Here is a 19,465-nt window from a genome sequence, read left to right as displayed (position 1 = left end):
TCACCTTCTGTTCTTGTAAGACTAATGATGAACAACTTCCTTTTCAGTAACTGCTCATAAGATTATTGTTTATTTAATCATTTGCTCAATCCACAAATGATAGATTTGTTTAGAAAAAATAGGTGTATCTTTGACAATGTAGCTTGCTAACCCACTGTTCTTAAATTGGTTTTGAACTGCATCAACTGGCACCATTGATAACATACTCAATACCAAGAATATACCAACATAAATCACTACCAAGCTTATCAATCCGCCCGCCAACCAATTTGCTTGCTTTAATACCGGAATAAAAACCAAACCGTGAGCAAAAATGGCCAAAAAGCGTACAACTAGCCAACCTGCTACTAATATCAATAAAAAGGCGACCGCTCCATAAAAAGCTTGATCCAAATCAAGCGTGATTTCTTGATTGAAAAAGACTAATTTAGTATCAGCTGTTGGTGAAGGATACGGGATGAACAATTCCAAATGCGAAGCCAAACTCTTATAATACGATTTAGCTATAAAATATGAAACAAGATAACCAAAGGTATATAAAACTTGCAGAATCAACCCACGTCTAGCACCTGTATAAAAACCAATGGCTAATAGTAGTAAAATAAGTAATGTTAACATCCTGTCATCCTCTCAGATTATTGGTCTTGAGTGCTTTTACTTTGAATTTGTTGTTTACGATTTTCATTTAAAATTTGCTGAGCTTCCATATGGTTATGGATCTCTACATCCTCTTGACCGTTCTTTTTGAGAACATCTCTTGCTTCTTCTTCAATCGTTTCGATTCGTTTAATACGATTTTCTAATTCTGCTAAACGAATGGTGCGTTTTTTCAGCTCTGCTACTTCTTTTTCTAAATTAAGAACTTTTTCTTGTTTTTTAAGTTGATCTGAAATTGCATTTATCGCTAACAAAACTGATGCTTGTTCATCATTGGTTTGTGGCGAGATGTGCTTGATTTCTGCTAATTGTTCATTGACTAATTTCGTTACTAAATCCATATGTTGTTTGCTTTCTTGCCCGATGATCGTATATGTATGATCGGCAATCACAGCTTTATATCTTGTTTTTTCTTTCACCATGACAGTGGTCCCTCCTGTAGTGATTCGTTCCATGCTATTGTACCATGAAAAGTATCATTGTGTGCTTTCAATTAACCCTTTCCTATTATATGCTACTAAACAAAAAAATTAAAGGTCTAGTGTTATTATTACTGTTTTTATAAACATTTACTATCAGTGTGCGATTCTTACTGTTTTTATTAAAAAAAGAAATATGCTTTTTTCTACTATATAAAAAAATCGATTTATTCCCTTTCTTCTCAGCTAACATAACAAGAAAAATAGGTCTAAATCGATTTTTTGGTATTTAAATAAGAGTCAATTCCTGTAACTCCAACAACTTATTATTGTTAAACTATGGTCCTACACTCAATAAAAATTCTACTTCTGTTTTATATGATAGGTCCTTTTTGATTTTCCCTGGTGGAACACTTAGATACATACCGTCTGAACCCTCCCACTGAATAATGTTGCTTGTTTCAGGACTGTCTTTCACATAAATTTTTTGCATTTTTTGATTCAAGAAAATTGTCTTGCTATTATCTTTCAACTTTAACATAGCTCCTTTGAGCTCGTTAATTGTATCTCCAACCTTGGCTTGGAATGGCTGGGTTATACGCGCTTGAATTTCCCAAGCTGTTTTATTTAAACGATTATCTCGAATATTTAGTTGCCACTCCGTATTTTTTTGATGTATTTCTTGTTGTTGTGATTTAATTTCTGGCGTTCCAAAATTTAATGCTTCAATTTTTTCAAATTGGATATCAGGTCCAATTCCTGTAAATACTACTTCATAAGAATATTTCAGGTATTTATCATTGGTTTCACTTAGCCGCTCGGCTATATAAACATGTCCTGTTGATTCTTCGTTAACTGCCAAATTTAATTTAGGATAGGTTTTGAACCCCTGTCCAACTATTTTTTTATACTCCGCATTATTTGTAGGAATGTTGAAATATTCTTCAATTCCGGCTTTAGTATAATGAGCATCATAGTTTGCTTTTGATTCTGTTTCTTTTGATACAATTGAAACATTTTTGCTTGCTAAATGATCTAAATTCAATGGAACAAATCCAGATTTTGTAATTTTATAAAATACTGTTTGTTGATTAGGCAAGTCTTTTAAAGGTTGTAGCGGACCTTGATCGTTCGTATACATTGCCTGTTGCAGTTTTGGTGTGACGTATATACCAATAACATCGTCATAATTAACAGATAATTGACCATTTGATTCCGTTACTTTTTGCTTAAATTGCTCTAACATTTCAAATGGAGTTGATTGATTTGATGCATTGAGAAATACATCGGTAGAAGCTAGTGGTTGACTATACACTTCAGTAGCATTCTCAACACCAGAAGCCTTTTTATTCATGTCTAAATAAGTGACTTGGTAATAAGGGCTATCCCCTTCATTATTTTTATCTAAAGGCGTATCTTTATCCACTGTCATATTTCCGTAGCTTCCAGTTAAATAAGGTTTCTGATTACTGTCCTCATGGAGTGTCAAAGCGAATGTTGATTCGCCTATGTTTTGATTGACATTTGTCCCACTGCCTCCTAGTACAATTGAATTTCCCCAGTTTACCTCTACTAAAACATCGAAATAGGTCTCTATAAGTTTCCCTTCTAAGGTTGACTTAATCTTAAGCGTCATTTTTGAAGACCGTTTATCATTTGTAATCATAGATGTGTCGGCTGCTTTTAGACTACTTATTTCATAATTAGTGATTTCATTTTCTCCTAATTTTATAGATTCGACAGCCTCTTTTAATTGATTCTGACTAAATTTAGTTGTATCCATACCTAAAGGTACCGATATTTTTTTTGACTTTATGCTCAATTTCCTATAAAGAAATGAAACATCTTCCTGAGTATACTGAATCAATTGATCTGCACTATTTGTTGGCGTTGTGGATAAATAAGTATATTCTGGAATTATCTCTTCATTTAGTGACGGATATGAATGTGTAATTAAACCTGACATCTCAGTTTTTACGGTATCTGGTAAATTGGGAATCGGTTTAGTTGTTTCTTGATCTAAATAGTGATAATTAACTTTGGCTAAAAAATTAACACTTGTTTTAAAGGTTGTTTTTAATCTAGAGTCATCACCGGTATTCAGAACGACTGTTCCAGTAGTATCAAGGTATTTCCCACCTTCTTGATCTTTTAACAAAGTTTCGTCAATTGGGATTTTTGAAAAACCAATTTTTCTTTCAAAATAGAAATAATGACCATATAACTCATTTTGTGATTTATCCTTGGCTTTAATCATTGTTTTTTCATTAGTAGTCGTGATAGAAAACAAGGCTGTACTGTCTGTTCCTGTTTCATTCGTTACTTTCCAATCTCCTGGTACCAATGAATCGACTGTTTGGGCGTCGATTTCCAAAATTATATCTTTTGTTCTATTTTTTTCGGATTGATATGGAAGATATTGACTATACTCCTGATTAATTGCACTGTCTTTTGTAATGGACTTTACGGTTTGTTCTTTCCCCACTGGTGCCGGATACTCTATTCTGGGAAGGATTTTATTCGTAAAAGAATAACCAAAATTAGTATATGGACTATCTGCTTCAGCTTCTACAGTTAACTCTATTTTATTTTGGTTAGTATATGTCATAACTGCTTGGCTTTGAGAAGACTCCCGCCCATTAACTAGATCGTCTCTTTCTTCAGTACCACGCATTAGAAAATAATCGTTATTTTCCTCAACTTTGATAACAACTGGTCGAATGACACCATCTTCAACGAACGAACGACTAACACTATAGATTTTATCTACCCAATTTTTATTAATTTTAAATTTAGTCCCCTTAATCACATTCTTAAATGTCCAATATCCAGAGACATTGATTGGTTTATCTTGATCATCAAAAAATTCAAATGTAAGTACCGCAGTTTCAGTACTTTCATTAACATAAATTGTTCCTAAATAATCTTTTATACCTACTGTATTTAAAAGCTTATCGTCTACAGATTGTCCCGAACTATCCTGAGCTGGCTTAGAAGTCTTAATCGTCATTTTCATATTTATATTAGAATCATTATAATACCCAATGTTAGATACCTTTATCCATTCTGCCTTTTTAGTTGCAAATGGAATCTGTCCTTCGAAAGGATATAGCCCTTGTCCCTCTTTATCTAGAAATATTCCATCTGAATGATCTATTATTTCACTTTTACTTGACCACATCGGGGCAAACGTATTTTCTTTTGGTATTTCATTTTTCATTGAATCTAGCCAATAGGTAGATTCTGGTAACCAAACTTCAGCCGCTTCAGCAACACTTGAAAGCATTGTGTTTGCATACACTACCAATCCTATAAACATTACTGCATAACTAAAATACCTTTTTATCATTATATTAAAAACTCCCATCTATTAACTTATTGCATTTAGATTATTATAACAAATAATCCACATTTTCCACTCGCCAAACCTGAATCATTTAGTGCTCAAAACAAACTAACATTTTATCTAATTTTTACTAGCAAGGATTGATTTAATAACATTGTTATAGAGGAATCTATTCATCAAAAAAAAGGAAATGCCATAAAATTATCGAAATAATTTTATGGCATTTCCTTTTTATTTTAGAGCTAAGTATTCACACCTTGCTCTGTCTTTTTATAACATATCAAATAATGATAATTGATTTTCATCTGGTAAATCTTTTAAGACCCCATTTTCAGTCATATATTCAATCAATGTTTTAGAAACTTTCCCTCGACTTGCAAGATCTTCCTTAGACAAGAATGGTTGTTCTCTTGCTTCAACGATTGATTTGGCTACGTTAAGTCCTAAGCTGGGGACAGCTCTAAATGGCGCAATCAATGTATCCCCATCAATCACAAAATTCTCAGCGTCTGATTTATATAAATCGATCATACCGAATTTAAAGCCGCGCTCAATCATTTCGTTGGCAAGTTCTAAAACCGTTAATAGATTTTTTTCTTTTGTAGATGCTTCCAAACCTTTATCTTGGATTTCTTTCATCCGTGCTTTTACCGCTTCTTTTCCTTGTGACATAGCAACAAGATCAAAATCGTCTGCACGCACTGAGAAATAAGCACAGTAGTAAAGAATTGGAAAATATACTTTAAAGTACGCAACACGTAACGCCATTAAAACATATGCTGCCGCATGGGCTTTTGGAAACATATATTTAATTTTAGAACAAGAATCAATATACCAATCTGGGACATTGTTCTCTTTCATAGCTGTTAAATACTCATCTCTTAATTCATCAGGAATTTTGTTCCATAATCCTTTACGCACAGTTTCCATGATTTTAAAGGCCATCCCACTATCTAAACCAGCATGAATCAAGTAAACCATGATATCATCACGACAACCGATTACTTCTGCCAGATTTGCTTCGCCACGACGAATCAGTTCTTCAGCATTTCCCAGCCAAACGTCCGTTCCATGTGACAATCCGGATATTTGCAGCAACTCCGCAAATGTTGATGGATGCGTTTCCTCTAACATCCCACGTACAAAACGAGTCCCAAATTCAGGAATTCCCAAAGTACCTGTTTTAGAATAGATCTGCTCTGACGTCACACCCAATACTTCCGGACCAGCAAAGATCCGCATCATTTCAGGATCATCTGTTGGAATCGTTTTGGGATCGATTCCAGATAAATCCTGCAACATCCGAATAACAGTAGGATCATCATGTCCTAAAATATCGAGTTTCAAAATATTATCATGGATCGAGTGGAAGTCAAAGTGAGTTGTTTTCCATTCAGAATTTTGGTCGTCCGCTGGATATTGGATTGGGGTAAAATCATATACATCCATATAATCTGGGATAACAATAATCCCTCCTGGATGCTGTCCAGTTGTTCGTTTCACACCAGTAGATCCTTTGGCTAACCGATCTACTTCAGCTCCTCTAAAGTGAAGATTGTGGTCTCGTTCATAGCCTTTTACAAATCCGTAAGCTGTTTTATCCGCCACAGTACCGATCGTTCCAGCTCGATATACATATTCCTCACCAAACAACACTTTCGTATAGTTATGAGCTTCTGCTTGATAATCTCCAGAGAAGTTCAAATCAATATCGGGTACCTTATCTCCATGGAAACCTAGGAAGGTTTCAAACGGAATATCATGACCATCTTTAAACAATCGCTGACCACAGTTGGGGCAATTTTTCTCTGGCATATCAAAACCCGAACCATAAGATCCGTCATCGAAAAATTCAGAATGCTTACAGTTGATACAATGATAATGTGGTGCCAAAGGATTGACCTCTGTGATACCTGTCATCGTCGCTACAAAACTGGATCCCACAGATCCACGGGAACCAACTAGATAGCCATCCTCCATACTTTTATGCACTAATTTTTGTGAAATTAAGTAGATAACTGAAAATCCATTTCCGATAATACTATCCAATTCTTTTTTCAAACGTTTTTCAACAATATCTGGTAACGGATCTCCGTATAGTTCTTTTGCTCGAGTATAACTTAAGTTTCTGATTTCATCTTCCGAACCTGGAATTTTTGGTGTATATAAATCATCTTTGACAGGAGTGATTTCGTCACACATGTCCGCAATAAGATTAGGATTTTCTACAACGATTCGATGTGCAGTCTCTTCGCCTAAAAATTGAAAAGCTGTCAGCATCTCGTCTGTCGTTCTAAAATGAACATCTGGTAAACTATGACGATTGAGCGGATTCGCCCCTCCCATTGATCCAACTAATATTTTACGATAAATACTGTCTTCCTCATTTAAGTAATGAACATTTCCAGTTGCAACAACAGGTTTGTCCAGTTCATCACCAATTTTTACTAGGTTTTCAATAATTTCTTCTAGGTCGGCCTCACTTTTCACCAATTCTTGTTCAAGTAAAGGAGCATAGACTGCTTTTGGCATCACCTCGATATAATCGTAAAACTTCGCTCGATTCTTTGCTTCTTCGACACCTTTTTGCATCATTGCTTCAAAAATTTCACCACTGGAGCAGGCAGATCCAATGATCAAACCTTCTCGTAGTTTACTTAATTGTGAACGAGGAATTCTTGGTATTCTAAAAAAGTAATCGATGTTAGACATAGAAATTAGTTTAAAGAGATTTTTTAACCCTGCTTGTGTTGTGGCCAAAATCGTAGCATGGAAAGGTCTGGCACGTTTATAAGAATCGCCTTCTCCAATATGCATATTCAGTTCGTCATGATAATTCATATTATGATTTTCTTTAGCATCTTTCAGAAAGATCCAACATAAATGCCCAGTTGACTCAGAATCATAAATCGCACGGTGATGTTGTTCTAAATTAACGCCGAACTTTTTAGATAATGTATTTAGACGATGGCTCTTAAAAGTAGGATTCAAATAACGAGACAATTCTAATGTATCGATAACAGGATTTTCGGCTTCTGGAATATCATACTTCCCGTAACTTGTATTTAAGAATCCCATATCAAATGATGCATTGTGGGCAACTAAAATCGTATCCTCTGAGAATTCTCTAAATAAGCGCAGAACTTCTTCTTCTGATTTAGACCCACGGACCATTTCATCTGTAATCCCGGTCAAATTAATAGTCGTTTGTGACAATGGATGACCTGGATCGATAAATTGTTCAAACGTATCGATAATATTTCCTTTGTGCATTTTAACCGCGGCTAACTCAATAATTGTGTCATAGACAGCGGATAATCCAGTCGTCTCTACGTCAAATACTACATAAGTAGCATCTGTTAATTCAATATGAGCTTCGTTATACGCAATAGGAACACCATCATCTACAACATTGGCTTCTACACCATATAGTATTTTTACGCCAGCTTTTTTTCCAGCACTATGAGCATCTGGGAAGCCTTGCGCTCCGCCATGATCGGTAATTGCTATTGCTTTATGGCCCCATTTACCTGCTTGAGCAACATAATCGGCAACGTTGTTTGTCGCATCCATGGTACTCATATTGCTGTGTAGATGAAGTTCTACACGTTTATCGCCTTCGGGTGCATAATCTTTACGCGGTGCATGTTTGACTTCCATCAGATCTTGACAGTTCATCACTAGGTCACGCATAAAAGTATCTTCTTGAATACTGCCTCGAACACGAACCCAACTATGTTTTTGAATCGCATCAAAAATTTGTTCGTCCTTTTCACCATTCGAGAATTTTTTAACGATAAATGACGAAGTATAATCAGTGATTTTTAAAATTAAAATTTTTCGCTTTGATCTTAATTCCCTTACTTCAACATCAAAAACAAACCCTTCGATCGTCACTCGGCGTTCTTCTTCTAAGATATTGCCCATAGGCATGATCGGTTCGTCATTTGGAATGTTTCTACCCAAACGAATCGGTCCTTCAAGAGCAGGGCCTTGTTGTTGTTGCTGTTTTTTCTTTTGTTCATGTTTAACTAATGATTCAGCTGCTTGCTGTTGAAAAGCGGCATCTTGTTCTTGTTTGCGTTCTTCAAATAACGCTAATACGCGTTTGGCTTGCTGCTCATCCATTTTAGGTTCAATATGGAACTTTTGGAAACCGTAATTGATGTAAAGTTCTTCAATAATTGGTAAGTATTGTTGTTTTAAATAAGGAATAACCGCATCATTATCGACAGGTAAAATAATCTTTTTATCTTCGATAATTGGCGTTTGTGTTTTGATTACACGTTGAACTAAAGGCGTGTCACATTGACTATTCAATAAAGCTAATTGCCAATAGTCCGTCAATTGTTCTTCTGTAAATTCATTTTTGTCAGCTGAAATTTTTACAGATACACCTGCAATTTGCTGAAAAGCAAGTTCTAGTTGCTGCATAAAAGATTGGTACAGCATCACAGGTAAAATTTCAGTAAATCCTAAATGAAACTCCCATAAGCGGCTTTGTTGATGAACAACTACTTTGTCAATTCTTCCATTCTGAATAAGAGGATGTTGTCGTTCTTGTTCGTTTAATTGAATTTGATCAATCAACTTTTTAAATAACTCTTGTGCCTTCTCTGCCACTAATGAACCTCCTTATAATAAAAGCGGAACAGGCTCTCTCTGCCTTAACTGAAAAATAGGAAAATATAAGTGAGGTGCTTTTTCCCTCATTATTTTATCCATAGACAGCCCGCTATATATAATATAGTAAAAATCAACTGGATGATTTGATAAGAAAGAGGCCCTTAGACATTTCTGCCAAGTGCCTCGCCACAATAAAGTATACTATTTTTTCTAATGAAATACAATGTAAACAAAAAACAGCTACCTATCATTTATTTCCCTTTATGAAGCCAACAATCATAGGAAAACGCCCACGAAACTTGATCGAAAATCAATTTCGTAGACGTTTAAGTATTATTCTTTGTCTGCGTTCAATAAAATAGACAATGTGCTTTCAAGTTCTTCTTTACGAACCTCAACCATTTCTCCAGTGCGCTTGATTTTCACTTCTACCACACCGTCAACTGCTTTTTTACCAACAGTGATACGAATTGGGCAACCAATCAGGTCAGCATCTGCAAATTTCACGCCAGCTCGCTCATTACGATCATCAACTAATACTTCATAACCCGCTGTGGACATTACTTCTTCCACTTCTTGAGCAAGTTTTGTTTGATATTCGTCTTTGACATTCATTTGAACAACGTGTAAATCAAATGGTGAAATCCCTGCTGGCCAGTTTATGCCATTCTCGTCAATATTTTGTTCAACGATTGCAGAAAGTAAACGGCTGACACCTATGCCATAACAACCCATGATTACATGTTTTTCTCTGCCGTTCTCATCTAAAACAGTCGCTCCCATTGCTTCACTATAACGAGTGCCAAGTTTGAAGATATGACCGATCTCGATTCCTTTAGTAAATTCTAAAACACCATTTCCATCAGGTGAAGGATCGCCCTCTTGAACAAAACGCAGGTCTTCGTAGCTGATTGGTGTAAAGTCACGACCTGGATTAACATTGCTTAAGTGGAAGCCAGTTTCGTTAGCTCCTGTAATTGCATTCGCTAAGTCTTGAACATGGAGATCCGCAAATAATTTTACTTCTTCTGACAACTCAACTGGACCTACTGAGCCAAAATCAGCTCCCAAATATTTACGTGCATCTTCATCAGTCGCTTCTTCCAAGAAATCAACGCCTAGGAAATTTTTCAACTTAACATCGTTTACTTCATGATCTCCACGGACTAAAACTAAAACAGGTTCCTCATCAGCCATAAACAAAACAGACTTAATAATACGTTGTGGCTCAACATTGAAAAATGCTGCAACCTGTTCGATTGTGCCAACATCTGGTGTTGCTACTTTTTCAATATCCAATTGTGTTTCATGTGATTTTTTAGGTGTATATAGGCTAGTAGCCATTTCTAAATTCGCTGCATAATCCCCATCAGTTGAAAAACAAATCGTATCTTCACCGATATCAGAAATCGCCATAAATTCTTTAGAGTCTTTTCCACCCATAGCGCCACCATCACCGATGATTGCACGGAAATTCAAGCCGCAACGTTCAAAAATAGCTGAGTAGGCTTTTTCATAATCTCGATATGATTGATCTAAACTCTCTTCATCAGCATGGAACGAATAGCCATCTTTCATAATAAATTCTCGACCTCGTAACAAACCAAAACGCGGACGTTTTTCATCGCGATATTTGGTTTGAATTTGATAAAGGTTCAATGGTAAACGTTTATATGAATTTACTTCATCACGAATCAATTCTGTAAATGTTTCTTCGTGTGTTGGCCCAAGAATTAAGTCACGATCATTACGGTCTTTTAAGCGATAAAGATTTGGTCCATAAGTTTCGTAACGTCCTGATTCTTTCCATAATTCTGCTGGAAGTAACGCCGGCATAAGCATTTCAATTGCATCGATTTTATCGAATTCTTCACGCATGATTTTTTTCAATTTCTCAAGCACTCGATTTGCTAATGGTAAATACGAGTAAATCCCTGCTGAGACTTGGCGAATATACCCTGCTCTTAGCAACATTTGATGACTTAAAACTTCTGCATCATTAGGCACCTCACGTAAGGTTGGGATTAGCATTTTTGACTGTTTCATTAGAACTCTCCTTTGTTTAAACGAATATGGTGAAACTCCTCAAGTCATTCGTCATAAAATCTAATTAATTATTTAAAAGAAAAAACGTTGAATATCATTCCAAGTCACTAACACCATCAATAACATAATGAAACCAAAACCAATAAGTGTTATTATTCCTTCTTTTTCCTGGCTTAACGGTTTGCCTCTAAGTCCTTCAAAAATATTTAGAATGATCTTCCCGCCATCTAAAGCTGGAATTGGTAACAAATTGATAATTCCAAGATTGACTGATAACATAGCCATTAACCAGATCACTGTATTCAAACCTGCTTTTGATGCCTCAGCAGACATTTGGAACATCATTACCGGACCACCCAATTTATCTAAACTAAATCCAGTAAATAATGATTTTAACGCTTTGAAAATCTGCATAGAACTACTTAACGTTGTTTGGACACCGCCAAGTAACTTATCTGTAAATCCAGTTTTCTTCGGTGGTAAAATTCCGATTATCCCAATTTCTTGTTTGCCTGACTTTTCACTCTTAGGTGTGATATCCACTTCTCTAGTCTTGCCATCTGATTCAACCATCAGATTTAGCTCTTTATTAGGACTTTCTTGAATGATCTTTGTAAAATCCTCCCAATTAGCAACAGAATTTCCATCAATCGATACAATTCGATCATCTGCTTTTAAGCTAGCTTGTTCTGCTGGACTATTTGGTTGAATACCGCCAATTAGATTGGTATTTGTATACGTCACCCCGCCTTGCAGAAAGACATAAACTGTAAATAATACAAAGGCTAAAATAAAGTTATTCATAGGTCCAGCAAAATTAGTCAACATCCGTTGCCAAAGCTTTGCTGATTGGAACTGTACATCGATTGGTGCGATTCTAACCTCTGTACCGTCTTGTTCAATAATGGTTGCATCATGGTTCACTTTATAAGTAATTTCCTCTGACTCATCGCCATTGACATAGCCCTTGATAAATAAATCTTTTTCCAGATCAGCTTCCAACATTTCCAAGGGAATACTGTTAGTTAGCTGAACTTTTTTACTTGTATTTATTTTTACGACTTCTTCCTGTTCATTTAATTCAACAGAAAGAGTCATTCCGGGGGCTAGTTCTGTTTCGTCTTCTCCCATACCAGCCATGCGCACATAACCACCGATCGGCAAGATACGAATCGTATAAGCCGTCCCATCTTTTCCTTGGTGTGCAAATATCTTTGGCCCCATGCCGATCGCAAATTCACGTACTAAAATGCCTGAACGCTTTGCGAAGAAAAAATGTCCAAATTCATGCACTAAGACAAGAATCCCAAAGACAATAATAAATGTAATGATTGTTTTCATAAACGACCTTCTTCCTTAATCCATCTTTCTACGATAGTTCTAGTTTGTTTATCGATATCAATCACTTCTGATAAAGTGACTTCAGTAGTTTCGTTGTAATTTTCAACTGCTCGTTGAACCAATTCCTCAATCTTTAAGTATGAAATTTCACCGTTAATAAATGCTGTTGCTGCGATTTCATTTGCCGCATTATAAACGGTAGGATACGCGCCGCCTTTTTTTCCAACAATAAATGCTAACGCAAGCATTGGAAAACGCTCAAAATCCATTGGCTCAAAATTTAATTGCCCGATCTGCGTCAAATCAAATGGTTTCTCGTTTTTAATTGGTAAACGGGTCGGATAAGTCAACGCATATTGAATCGGTTCACGCATATCGCTTGGTCCAAGTTGAGCCAGATATGCACCGTCTTTTAAGGTGATCATTGAGTGAACGATACTTTCTTTATGTAAAACAACTTTTATTTTATCATAATCTGTACTAAATAACCAATGGGCTTCAATAACTTCTAACCCTTTATTCATCATTGTTGAAGAATCTATCGTAATTTTTTTTCCCATTGACCAATTTGGATGCTTCAATGCCTGTTCTAAAGTAACAGCTTTTAGCTCTTCCCGGGTCAAATCTCTAAAACTACCACCAGAAGCCGTAATCACTAGCTCATTTAAATTTCCTTGTTTTTGGCCCTCTAAGCATTGGAAAATCGCTGAATGTTCACTATCTACTGGTAAGATACTAACATTATTTTTCACAGCCGCTTCCATAACCCATTGTCCTGCCATGACCAATGTTTCTTTATTAGCTAATGCAATATCTTTCCCCGCTTCGATAGCAGCCATCGTTGGCTTCAAACCAACACTTCCTGAAACTGCAGTTAATACAACATCCACATCTTCAAGTGTCGCAGCTTTTATTAGGCCAACTTCTCCCACACCAAATTCTACTTCTGGAAAACGCGAAGACAATTCACTTTTGATCTCTTGTGAACCAACCCCTACATATAGAGGTTTTAAACGCTTAATCAAAGTTGCACCTTGCTCACTACTAGAGTGAAAAGTTAGCGAAACGATTTGGAATAATTCTGGATTTGCAGTAACTACATCCACTGTACTTGTGCCGATCGAACCTGTAGCACCTAATAATGCGATTTTTTTCATAGTAAAAAGAAAAACTCTGAACATTCAGAGTTTTTCACCTTCCCTTCTTGTTTAGAAATTAAAATAGTCCGAATAAATGCATGATTGGAAAAACAAAAAGTAAGCTGTCAAAACGATCTAGTATGCCGCCATGTCCTGGTAAAATAGTTCCAGAATCTTTCACATCATAATGACGTTTAATTGATGATTCAACTAAATCACCAAATTGACCAACAATTGAAAAGACTACAGTTATAACTAACATAATTGGTAAATTATACGCAAATAGTTCTTTATTTGGTGTCAATGTCAAGAATAAAAGTGCCACAACAACCGCGCAAAGAATACCACCTAGTGATCCTTCGATTGTTTTGTTAGGGGAAACTTCCGGCCATAGCTTTCTTTTGCCAAAACGCTTCCCAATAAAGTAAGCGCCAATATCAGTTGACCACACAACAAACAGTGCATAAAGCAATACGACAAACCCAGTATGTCGGGCACTCACAAAGTTTTGGAACCCAACGCCTACATATAGACTTGTAATAACTGGAAATCCAGCTTGAGAGATGGTATACATATTTTTAGAAGCAACTAAACCGCCTAACAAAATCATGACAGTCAGATAAAATAAAATAAAATTATCTGCCTTTTCTGGTAAAAAGTAAAACCAACGATCTTTAGGCAGAACTAAAAATACTGCACCTAAGGCTGAAAGTACACCTTCAAAGCTAGCAATCTCTAAACCTTTCATTCTAAATAATTCATAAACTCCTACGACCGCCAATAACGCTGCCGCTAATTCGATCACAAAGCCTCCATACCAAATAATTGGTATAAAAACAACTAATGCTACGGCTGCTGTAATAACGCGCTGTCTCATTTATCTTCCTCCTCAGTTTCCTTTAAACCGCCAAAACGACGATTTCTATTTTGAAACGATGCTAAGGCATTTTCCAGTAATTCATCATTAAAATCAGGCCACAATGCATCCGTAAAAAACAATTCGCTGTAAGCAATCTGCCAAAGTAAAAAATTGCTGATTCTTTCTTCGCCACTTGTACGAATCAATAATTCAGGGTCTCTTAAATCATCCGCTAAAAACCCAGTCATCAAATGAGTTGCAATCGTCTCTTCTGTGATATCTTGCGGAGTAAGTTGACCGTTGACCGACTGTTCAGCAATTTCTTTTACCGCTGTAATAATCTCCGCTCTTGATCCATAGTTTAATGCAAAGTTTAAAACCATACCAGTATTATCTTTCGTTTGTTCAATTGCACGTTCTACTGCATCTTGCGTATGAGCAGGTAAAAATTCTTTATAGCCCATCACATGAACCTTCACATTTTCTTTGATCAACTCAGGAACAAATGTATCGAAGAAATCAACTGGCAACTGCATTAGAAAACTTACCTCGTCAGTTGGACGTTTCCAGTTTTCTGTAGAAAAAGCATATAACGTAAGAACTTTGATGCCTAATTTACTTGCATGTTTCGTGATTTTTTTTACCGTATTCATTCCTTCTTTATGTCCGGCAATTCTTGGTAAACGGCGATTTTGTGCCCATCGTCCATTTCCGTCCATAATTACTGCGACATGCTTTGGGATCGGCCCATCGCTATTAAAGGTAAATGTACTCTCTTCTTGTATGTACTTATTCTTTTGCGGAAAAAAACGTAACATATTTTTCCCTCCAATCCAAAAATCTGTCTAAACCATTATAACAATATCTTTCAGAAAAACCTATGCAAATGAAAAAACTTTCGATATTATTTAATCATTTTATTGGTGATACACCGTAATCTCTGTCAAAAAAGCGACTTATATAGCTATGTTTAATAATTAAAAACAAAAAGTAAGTGACTGGAACATAACTCTGCGAGTCATATCCCAGTCACATGGAATCTAAATATCCAGCAAAATCAAAACATCTGCTGCCCTTCGTTTCGACTTCCTTAACTTCCACGCACGATACACTAATCAATCTACTTAAACGAGAATCAATTATCTGATTGTTCTACTTTTTCTGAAGTTTTCTTTTCTTCTGGTTTTAAATTACCTTTACTGATACCGATTTGAACAACATAATCAATTGGGGCAAATTCATTGTATTTACTCATTTTGACTACGGTTCCTTTTGTAACTGTTGAATCAACGTAATAGACTTGGTACGTAATATTGGCCCCTTTAGATTGATACTCATCATAAAAAATCTTCTGTAAATCACCTTCTAAAGTATTGTCTCGCAAATCTTTAATGTAAGGCTTACCAGATGAATATATCACTTGAATTACAGGTTTTTCATCTTTTTCCGTATATTTCTTACCAATCTCTGCGGATTGACTGATAAAGTGACCGTAAGGAACTACATCATTAAAGACTTGTTTGACTTGAACTTGTAACCCATCAGCTTTTGATTCTGCTTCTTCTGCTGTAAATTGTGAAAAATCAGGGACAACCAAAGCTTTTCCGGTTGAAACAACAACAGTCAATGATTCTTTTTTGGCAACTTTTGTGTCTTTTCCAACACTTTGAGAAATGACTTTTCCATTTTCAATTTTGACAGAATCCGCTTCGTCTACTTTTAATGTAATTTCATTTTTCTTAGCCCATTCTGTTACTTCTTCTTTCGTTTTGCCTGCGAAATCTGGCATTGAAATGTTTTTTTCGAAGATTTCTTTTCCTTTAGAAAAATAAAGTTTCGCTTTATCTTTACGTTTGTAGTTTTCAGCTTTGGTATCTTTATTTGTTATTTCGAATTTCAGGTAATCTCCAGCAACTACATTGTCACTGTATTCTTCAATGACTGCTATGTTATCAGCTTTTTGTTTGCTAATCCAATCTTTGGCTTCAGCAAGTTTCATTGATTTAAAGTCCGGCAATGAAACCAACTCTTCTGGATCTGCGCCTAAACTAGCATCAACCAGCAATTCCTTGCCTTTTTTAATTTTCTTATTTTTTACCGTTTGATGAATAATAAGATTTGCTTCTTTATCAAAATCGTATTTTTGCTCTACTTGGAGCTTCACTCCGTTTTCAGTTGTCCATTCACGAACGTCTGACAATTCTTTCCCCTCAAAGTCAGGTACTTTCACATGTGTCATTTGATAGTAACCAGAATACAACAACAAGATTGAGACTAAACTTCCTAAACCAATAAGAACAAATTTTTTGATTCTTTTGTTTTTATAAGTTGGATCTGTTTCAATCACTTCATCTGGATTTTTTTGATTTTCATCGACAGGTTCATTTTCAACTTCATGTTGCTTCTTTTTTAATCGTTTTTTTGTATAAATCAAGTCTTCTTGATTTTTTGATTCATTTTCTGAGTGGCTGATTGTGTTGTTCTGTTTAAGAGTTTCTTGCTTATTTTTGGAAATATTTTGAGGGCCAATAGACACTTCTGGCTTACTCTCCTCTTTTTCCAAAACTTGCTTGTCTTTATTTATTGAAGAATTATCAGATTGTATTTTCTTTTTTGATTCAGGTTGGTTCGCTTTTTCTTTTTGTTCATTTTTCTGTTGGCGGGTTTTCTCATAATTGTCTCCACTAAAATTTGATAAAAAATCACTCATGTTTTTTCAACACACCTTTTTTCAGGTAATAAGTTTCATCGGATTGCTCCGCAATATCATTTGAGTGAGTCACAACAATGACACACTTATTATGAACTTTCGCGAGATTATGAAAAATATCGACAATTTCTTGCTCCATGCCTTCGTCTAAATTTCCCGTTGGCTCATCAGCTAAAATAACATCTACATTCGTCGCTAATGCGCGTGCAATCGCAACGCGTTGTTGCTCACCACCTGAAAGTTGATTAACAAGGCGGTCCGCTTTTTCACTTGTGATCCCAATGTAATCCAACAAATTATACGCAACTTCTTTTTGATTTGGAGGTAGATCATTGTCTGTGATCGACATAGCCACTAAGACATTTTCTAAAGCAGTTAGATAAGGAACTAAATTATAGCTCTGAAAAATAATACTGATCTCATCACGGCGATATTTTTCATACCCAATTGTTTTGATATCTTTTCCATTCAACAAAATTTGCCCTTCTTTAGGAGTATCCAACGCACTGATCAAAGAAAGAAAGGTCGTTTTTCCTGAACCTGACTGCCCTAGAATTGTATAGAATTTTCCTTGTTCAAAAGAAACATTGGTATCTTTTAAAATAAAACGACGTTGATCGCCATCTTGATAAAAATAACTAAGATTTTTTGCTTCTAAAATCGCCATTTTCCTTACCTCCTACATCATGATTTTTTTTGGATTCAAGCGAACAATATACAATAATGGTAAAATTGCGGATAATAATACTGTTCCCAGTCCAACAATCAGATACGTTACAATATAACCTAATGAAAATTTAACTTCGTAAGCATTCATGATATCATCTGCTGTAAGGTCACTTGAACCTAAACCATCAAACGCCATGAACATATTCATTTGATCATTTGCACTGCTTAACATATCGCTATTCAACAACGACTCAGAAACCATTTTCCCTAATAGGTTTCCAGTAATCAATGATATGATCAAAGCAATACCGCTGATGATCAGCATTTCAATAATTATTTGCCCCATTACGTGACTACGTTTATCTCCTAAAGACAAATAAATACCTAATTCGTGCTTGCGATCACGCATAAATAATAAAACAACAAGAGAAATAATCAATAATGTTGCAATCACGGCAATCAAAACTACATATCCTGAAATTTTTGACATTTTCTTCATGCTTCCACCAATTTGTTCGTATTGATCAGTTGATGCTTGCACTGTATACAGCTTAGGTAAAAGTGGTTGTGTTTCTTGTTTAAATGCTTCCACATCATCAGGACTTTTTAGTACATATACAGGCGTATAATATGCTTCTGGTTCATCTTCTGATATAAGTGGGCTATTTGGATCTACTTCTTTAAACTTATCGGTATAATTTTTGTTGAATTCTAAAACTGATTTATTTGTTAAATAAACGGTATTAAGTTGCTGCAACGACATAAATTGTTCATTCGGATTTTGACTCTCATTTTTTTTATTATCTTTGTCTTTCATTTCTACAGTTGTTGGTTCAAAAATTCCGATGATTTGAATAGGTACATCTATTTTAAATAGTTCTTTTTCATCACCATTTTCACTGTAATCATACCCTCTACTATCCATGATCATTTGATCACCAACTGATAGTCCGTTTTCTTCGGCAACCTTTGAGGAAATTAGGCCAACATTTTTACCGTTATCAATGTCGTCTTGAGTGAATACTTTACCGTCCACTACTTTTATTTTGTTTTCTTCAACATCTAAAATTTTATTGTAGTTTGATCCTTTTAAGGTAAAGCCTTCCATCATTCCTCCAGATTGCTCTGAATCTAAGCTTACACTCTTCAAATCTTTGGTCTGTATCATATTGTTAGCATTATAATCGTAATATTTCACATAAGAAGATTCTCCGATTTTTTTCATCAAATCAACTTTAAGCCAATCAATTTTAAGATCTTCTTTGCCAAACTCTTCTTGATTGTTTTCATAATCAAGTTGAATGGTTGCCATACCGCCTAATTGTTTTTTGACGCTTTTTTCAACATTCTGTGTAGACTGTTGAATTGCGATTGATCCTGCAATCACATTTCCTAATACAAAAATCACCGCAAATAGAATTAGTGATTTTCCTTTCTTTCTAGTAACACTCAACAATGCACGTTTGATAAAATTCACTTTCTCATCCCCCTTTAAGAAAATATATACACACTTATCATTATTCCATAACACTTCTAGTTTAACAAGGAGTTTTTTTATCCGCTTGTTTTATCATATAATTTCAATAAATTATAATTATTTTTTATTTAAATAACTAAATCACTAGAAAATATAAAAAACAATAAGAAACCTTA

At 35.4% G+C, this 19,465-nt stretch carries 12 protein-coding genes; all 12 read right to left on the bottom strand.

The features are described 5' to 3' along the window. Window positions 1-69: 69 nt before the first annotated feature. Window positions 70-618, bottom strand: a complete 549-nt coding sequence (locus JZO69_RS14625; protein ID WP_207113575.1) for a CvpA family protein — start codon at window positions 616-618, stop codon at window positions 70-72. A gap of 17 nt (window positions 619-635) precedes the next feature. Beyond that, window positions 636-1,079 carry a cell division protein ZapA gene (gene zapA, locus JZO69_RS14620; protein ID WP_207113574.1) on the bottom strand — a complete coding sequence of 148 codons (444 nt, stop codon included), beginning with the start codon at window positions 1,077-1,079 and terminating at the stop codon, window positions 636-638. A gap of 334 nt (window positions 1,080-1,413) precedes the next feature. After that, the gene (locus JZO69_RS14615) at window positions 1,414-4,425 is read right to left on the bottom strand and encodes a hypothetical protein (protein ID WP_207113573.1); all 3,012 of its coding nucleotides are present in this window, start codon (window positions 4,423-4,425) and stop codon (window positions 1,414-1,416) included. A gap of 267 nt (window positions 4,426-4,692) precedes the next feature. After that, window positions 4,693-9,045, bottom strand: coding sequence for a PolC-type DNA polymerase III (locus JZO69_RS14610; RefSeq protein WP_207113572.1), 4,353 nt, complete (start codon window positions 9,043-9,045; stop codon window positions 4,693-4,695). 336 nt (window positions 9,046-9,381) lie between these two features. Beyond that, the gene (locus JZO69_RS14605) at window positions 9,382-11,094 is read right to left on the bottom strand and encodes a proline--tRNA ligase (protein WP_207113571.1); all 1,713 of its coding nucleotides are present in this window, start codon (window positions 11,092-11,094) and stop codon (window positions 9,382-9,384) included. Window positions 11,095-11,166: 72 nt separating this feature from the next. Next, complete coding sequence (rseP, locus tag JZO69_RS14600) at window positions 11,167-12,435, bottom strand: RIP metalloprotease RseP (protein ID WP_207113570.1); 1,269 nt, start codon at window positions 12,433-12,435, stop codon at window positions 11,167-11,169. Beyond that, window positions 12,432-13,592, bottom strand: coding sequence for a 1-deoxy-D-xylulose-5-phosphate reductoisomerase (locus tag JZO69_RS14595; RefSeq protein ID WP_207113569.1), 1,161 nt, complete (start codon window positions 13,590-13,592; stop codon window positions 12,432-12,434). The genes rseP and JZO69_RS14595 overlap by 4 nt, the downstream gene beginning before the upstream one ends. A gap of 58 nt (window positions 13,593-13,650) precedes the next feature. Beyond that, window positions 13,651-14,451 carry a phosphatidate cytidylyltransferase gene (locus JZO69_RS14590; protein WP_207113568.1) on the bottom strand — a complete coding sequence of 267 codons (801 nt, stop codon included), beginning with the start codon at window positions 14,449-14,451 and terminating at the stop codon, window positions 13,651-13,653. Beyond that, entirely contained in the window at window positions 14,448-15,251 is an 804-nt protein-coding gene (gene uppS, locus JZO69_RS14585; protein WP_207113567.1) for an undecaprenyl pyrophosphate synthase, read from the bottom strand. Before uppS ends, JZO69_RS14590 begins: the two co-directional genes overlap by 4 nt. A gap of 317 nt (window positions 15,252-15,568) precedes the next feature. After that, entirely contained in the window at window positions 15,569-17,143 is a 1,575-nt protein-coding gene (locus JZO69_RS14580; RefSeq protein ID WP_207113566.1) for a PASTA domain-containing protein, read from the bottom strand. Beyond that, window positions 17,136-17,810 carry an ABC transporter ATP-binding protein gene (locus tag JZO69_RS14575; protein WP_207113565.1) on the bottom strand — a complete coding sequence of 225 codons (675 nt, stop codon included), beginning with the start codon at window positions 17,808-17,810 and terminating at the stop codon, window positions 17,136-17,138. The genes JZO69_RS14580 and JZO69_RS14575 overlap by 8 nt, the downstream gene beginning before the upstream one ends. A 12-nt stretch (window positions 17,811-17,822) precedes the next feature. Beyond that, window positions 17,823-19,289 (bottom strand): FtsX-like permease family protein, encoded by a 1,467-nt coding sequence (locus JZO69_RS14570; RefSeq protein WP_207113564.1) that lies wholly within the window; start codon window positions 19,287-19,289, stop codon window positions 17,823-17,825. Window positions 19,290-19,465 lie beyond the last annotated feature (176 nt).

The sequence above is a fragment of the Candidatus Enterococcus ikei genome (genome assembly GCF_017316105.1).
GTDB lineage: Bacteria > Bacillota > Bacilli > Lactobacillales > Enterococcaceae > Enterococcus_L > Enterococcus_L ikei.
Note: the sequence above shows the minus strand (reverse complement) of the source record. Positions and strands in the feature narration are given on the sequence as shown.

Excerpts from the sequence above, each read along its gene's own strand:
- JZO69_RS14615 (WP_207113573.1), bottom strand. The coding sequence starts at position 4,425 with ATGATAAAAAGGTATTTTAGTTATGCAGTAATGTTTATAGGATTGGTA.
- zapA (WP_207113574.1), bottom strand. The coding sequence starts at position 1,079 with ATGGTGAAAGAAAAAACAAGATATAAAGCTGTGATTGCCGATCATACA.
- JZO69_RS14595 (WP_207113569.1), bottom strand. The coding sequence starts at position 13,592 with ATGAAAAAAATCGCATTATTAGGTGCTACAGGTTCGATCGGCACAAGT.
- uppS (WP_207113567.1), bottom strand. The coding sequence starts at position 15,251 with ATGTTACGTTTTTTTCCGCAAAAGAATAAGTACATACAAGAAGAGAGT.
- JZO69_RS14625 (WP_207113575.1), bottom strand. The coding sequence starts at position 618 with ATGTTAACATTACTTATTTTACTACTATTAGCCATTGGTTTTTATACA.
- JZO69_RS14575 (WP_207113565.1), bottom strand. The coding sequence starts at position 17,810 with ATGGCGATTTTAGAAGCAAAAAATCTTAGTTATTTTTATCAAGATGGC.
- JZO69_RS14590 (WP_207113568.1), bottom strand. The coding sequence starts at position 14,451 with ATGAGACAGCGCGTTATTACAGCAGCCGTAGCATTAGTTGTTTTTATA.
- rseP (WP_207113570.1), bottom strand. The coding sequence starts at position 12,435 with ATGAAAACAATCATTACATTTATTATTGTCTTTGGGATTCTTGTCTTA.
- JZO69_RS14605 (WP_207113571.1), bottom strand. The coding sequence starts at position 11,094 with ATGAAACAGTCAAAAATGCTAATCCCAACCTTACGTGAGGTGCCTAAT.
- JZO69_RS14580 (WP_207113566.1), bottom strand. The coding sequence starts at position 17,143 with ATGAGTGATTTTTTATCAAATTTTAGTGGAGACAATTATGAGAAAACC.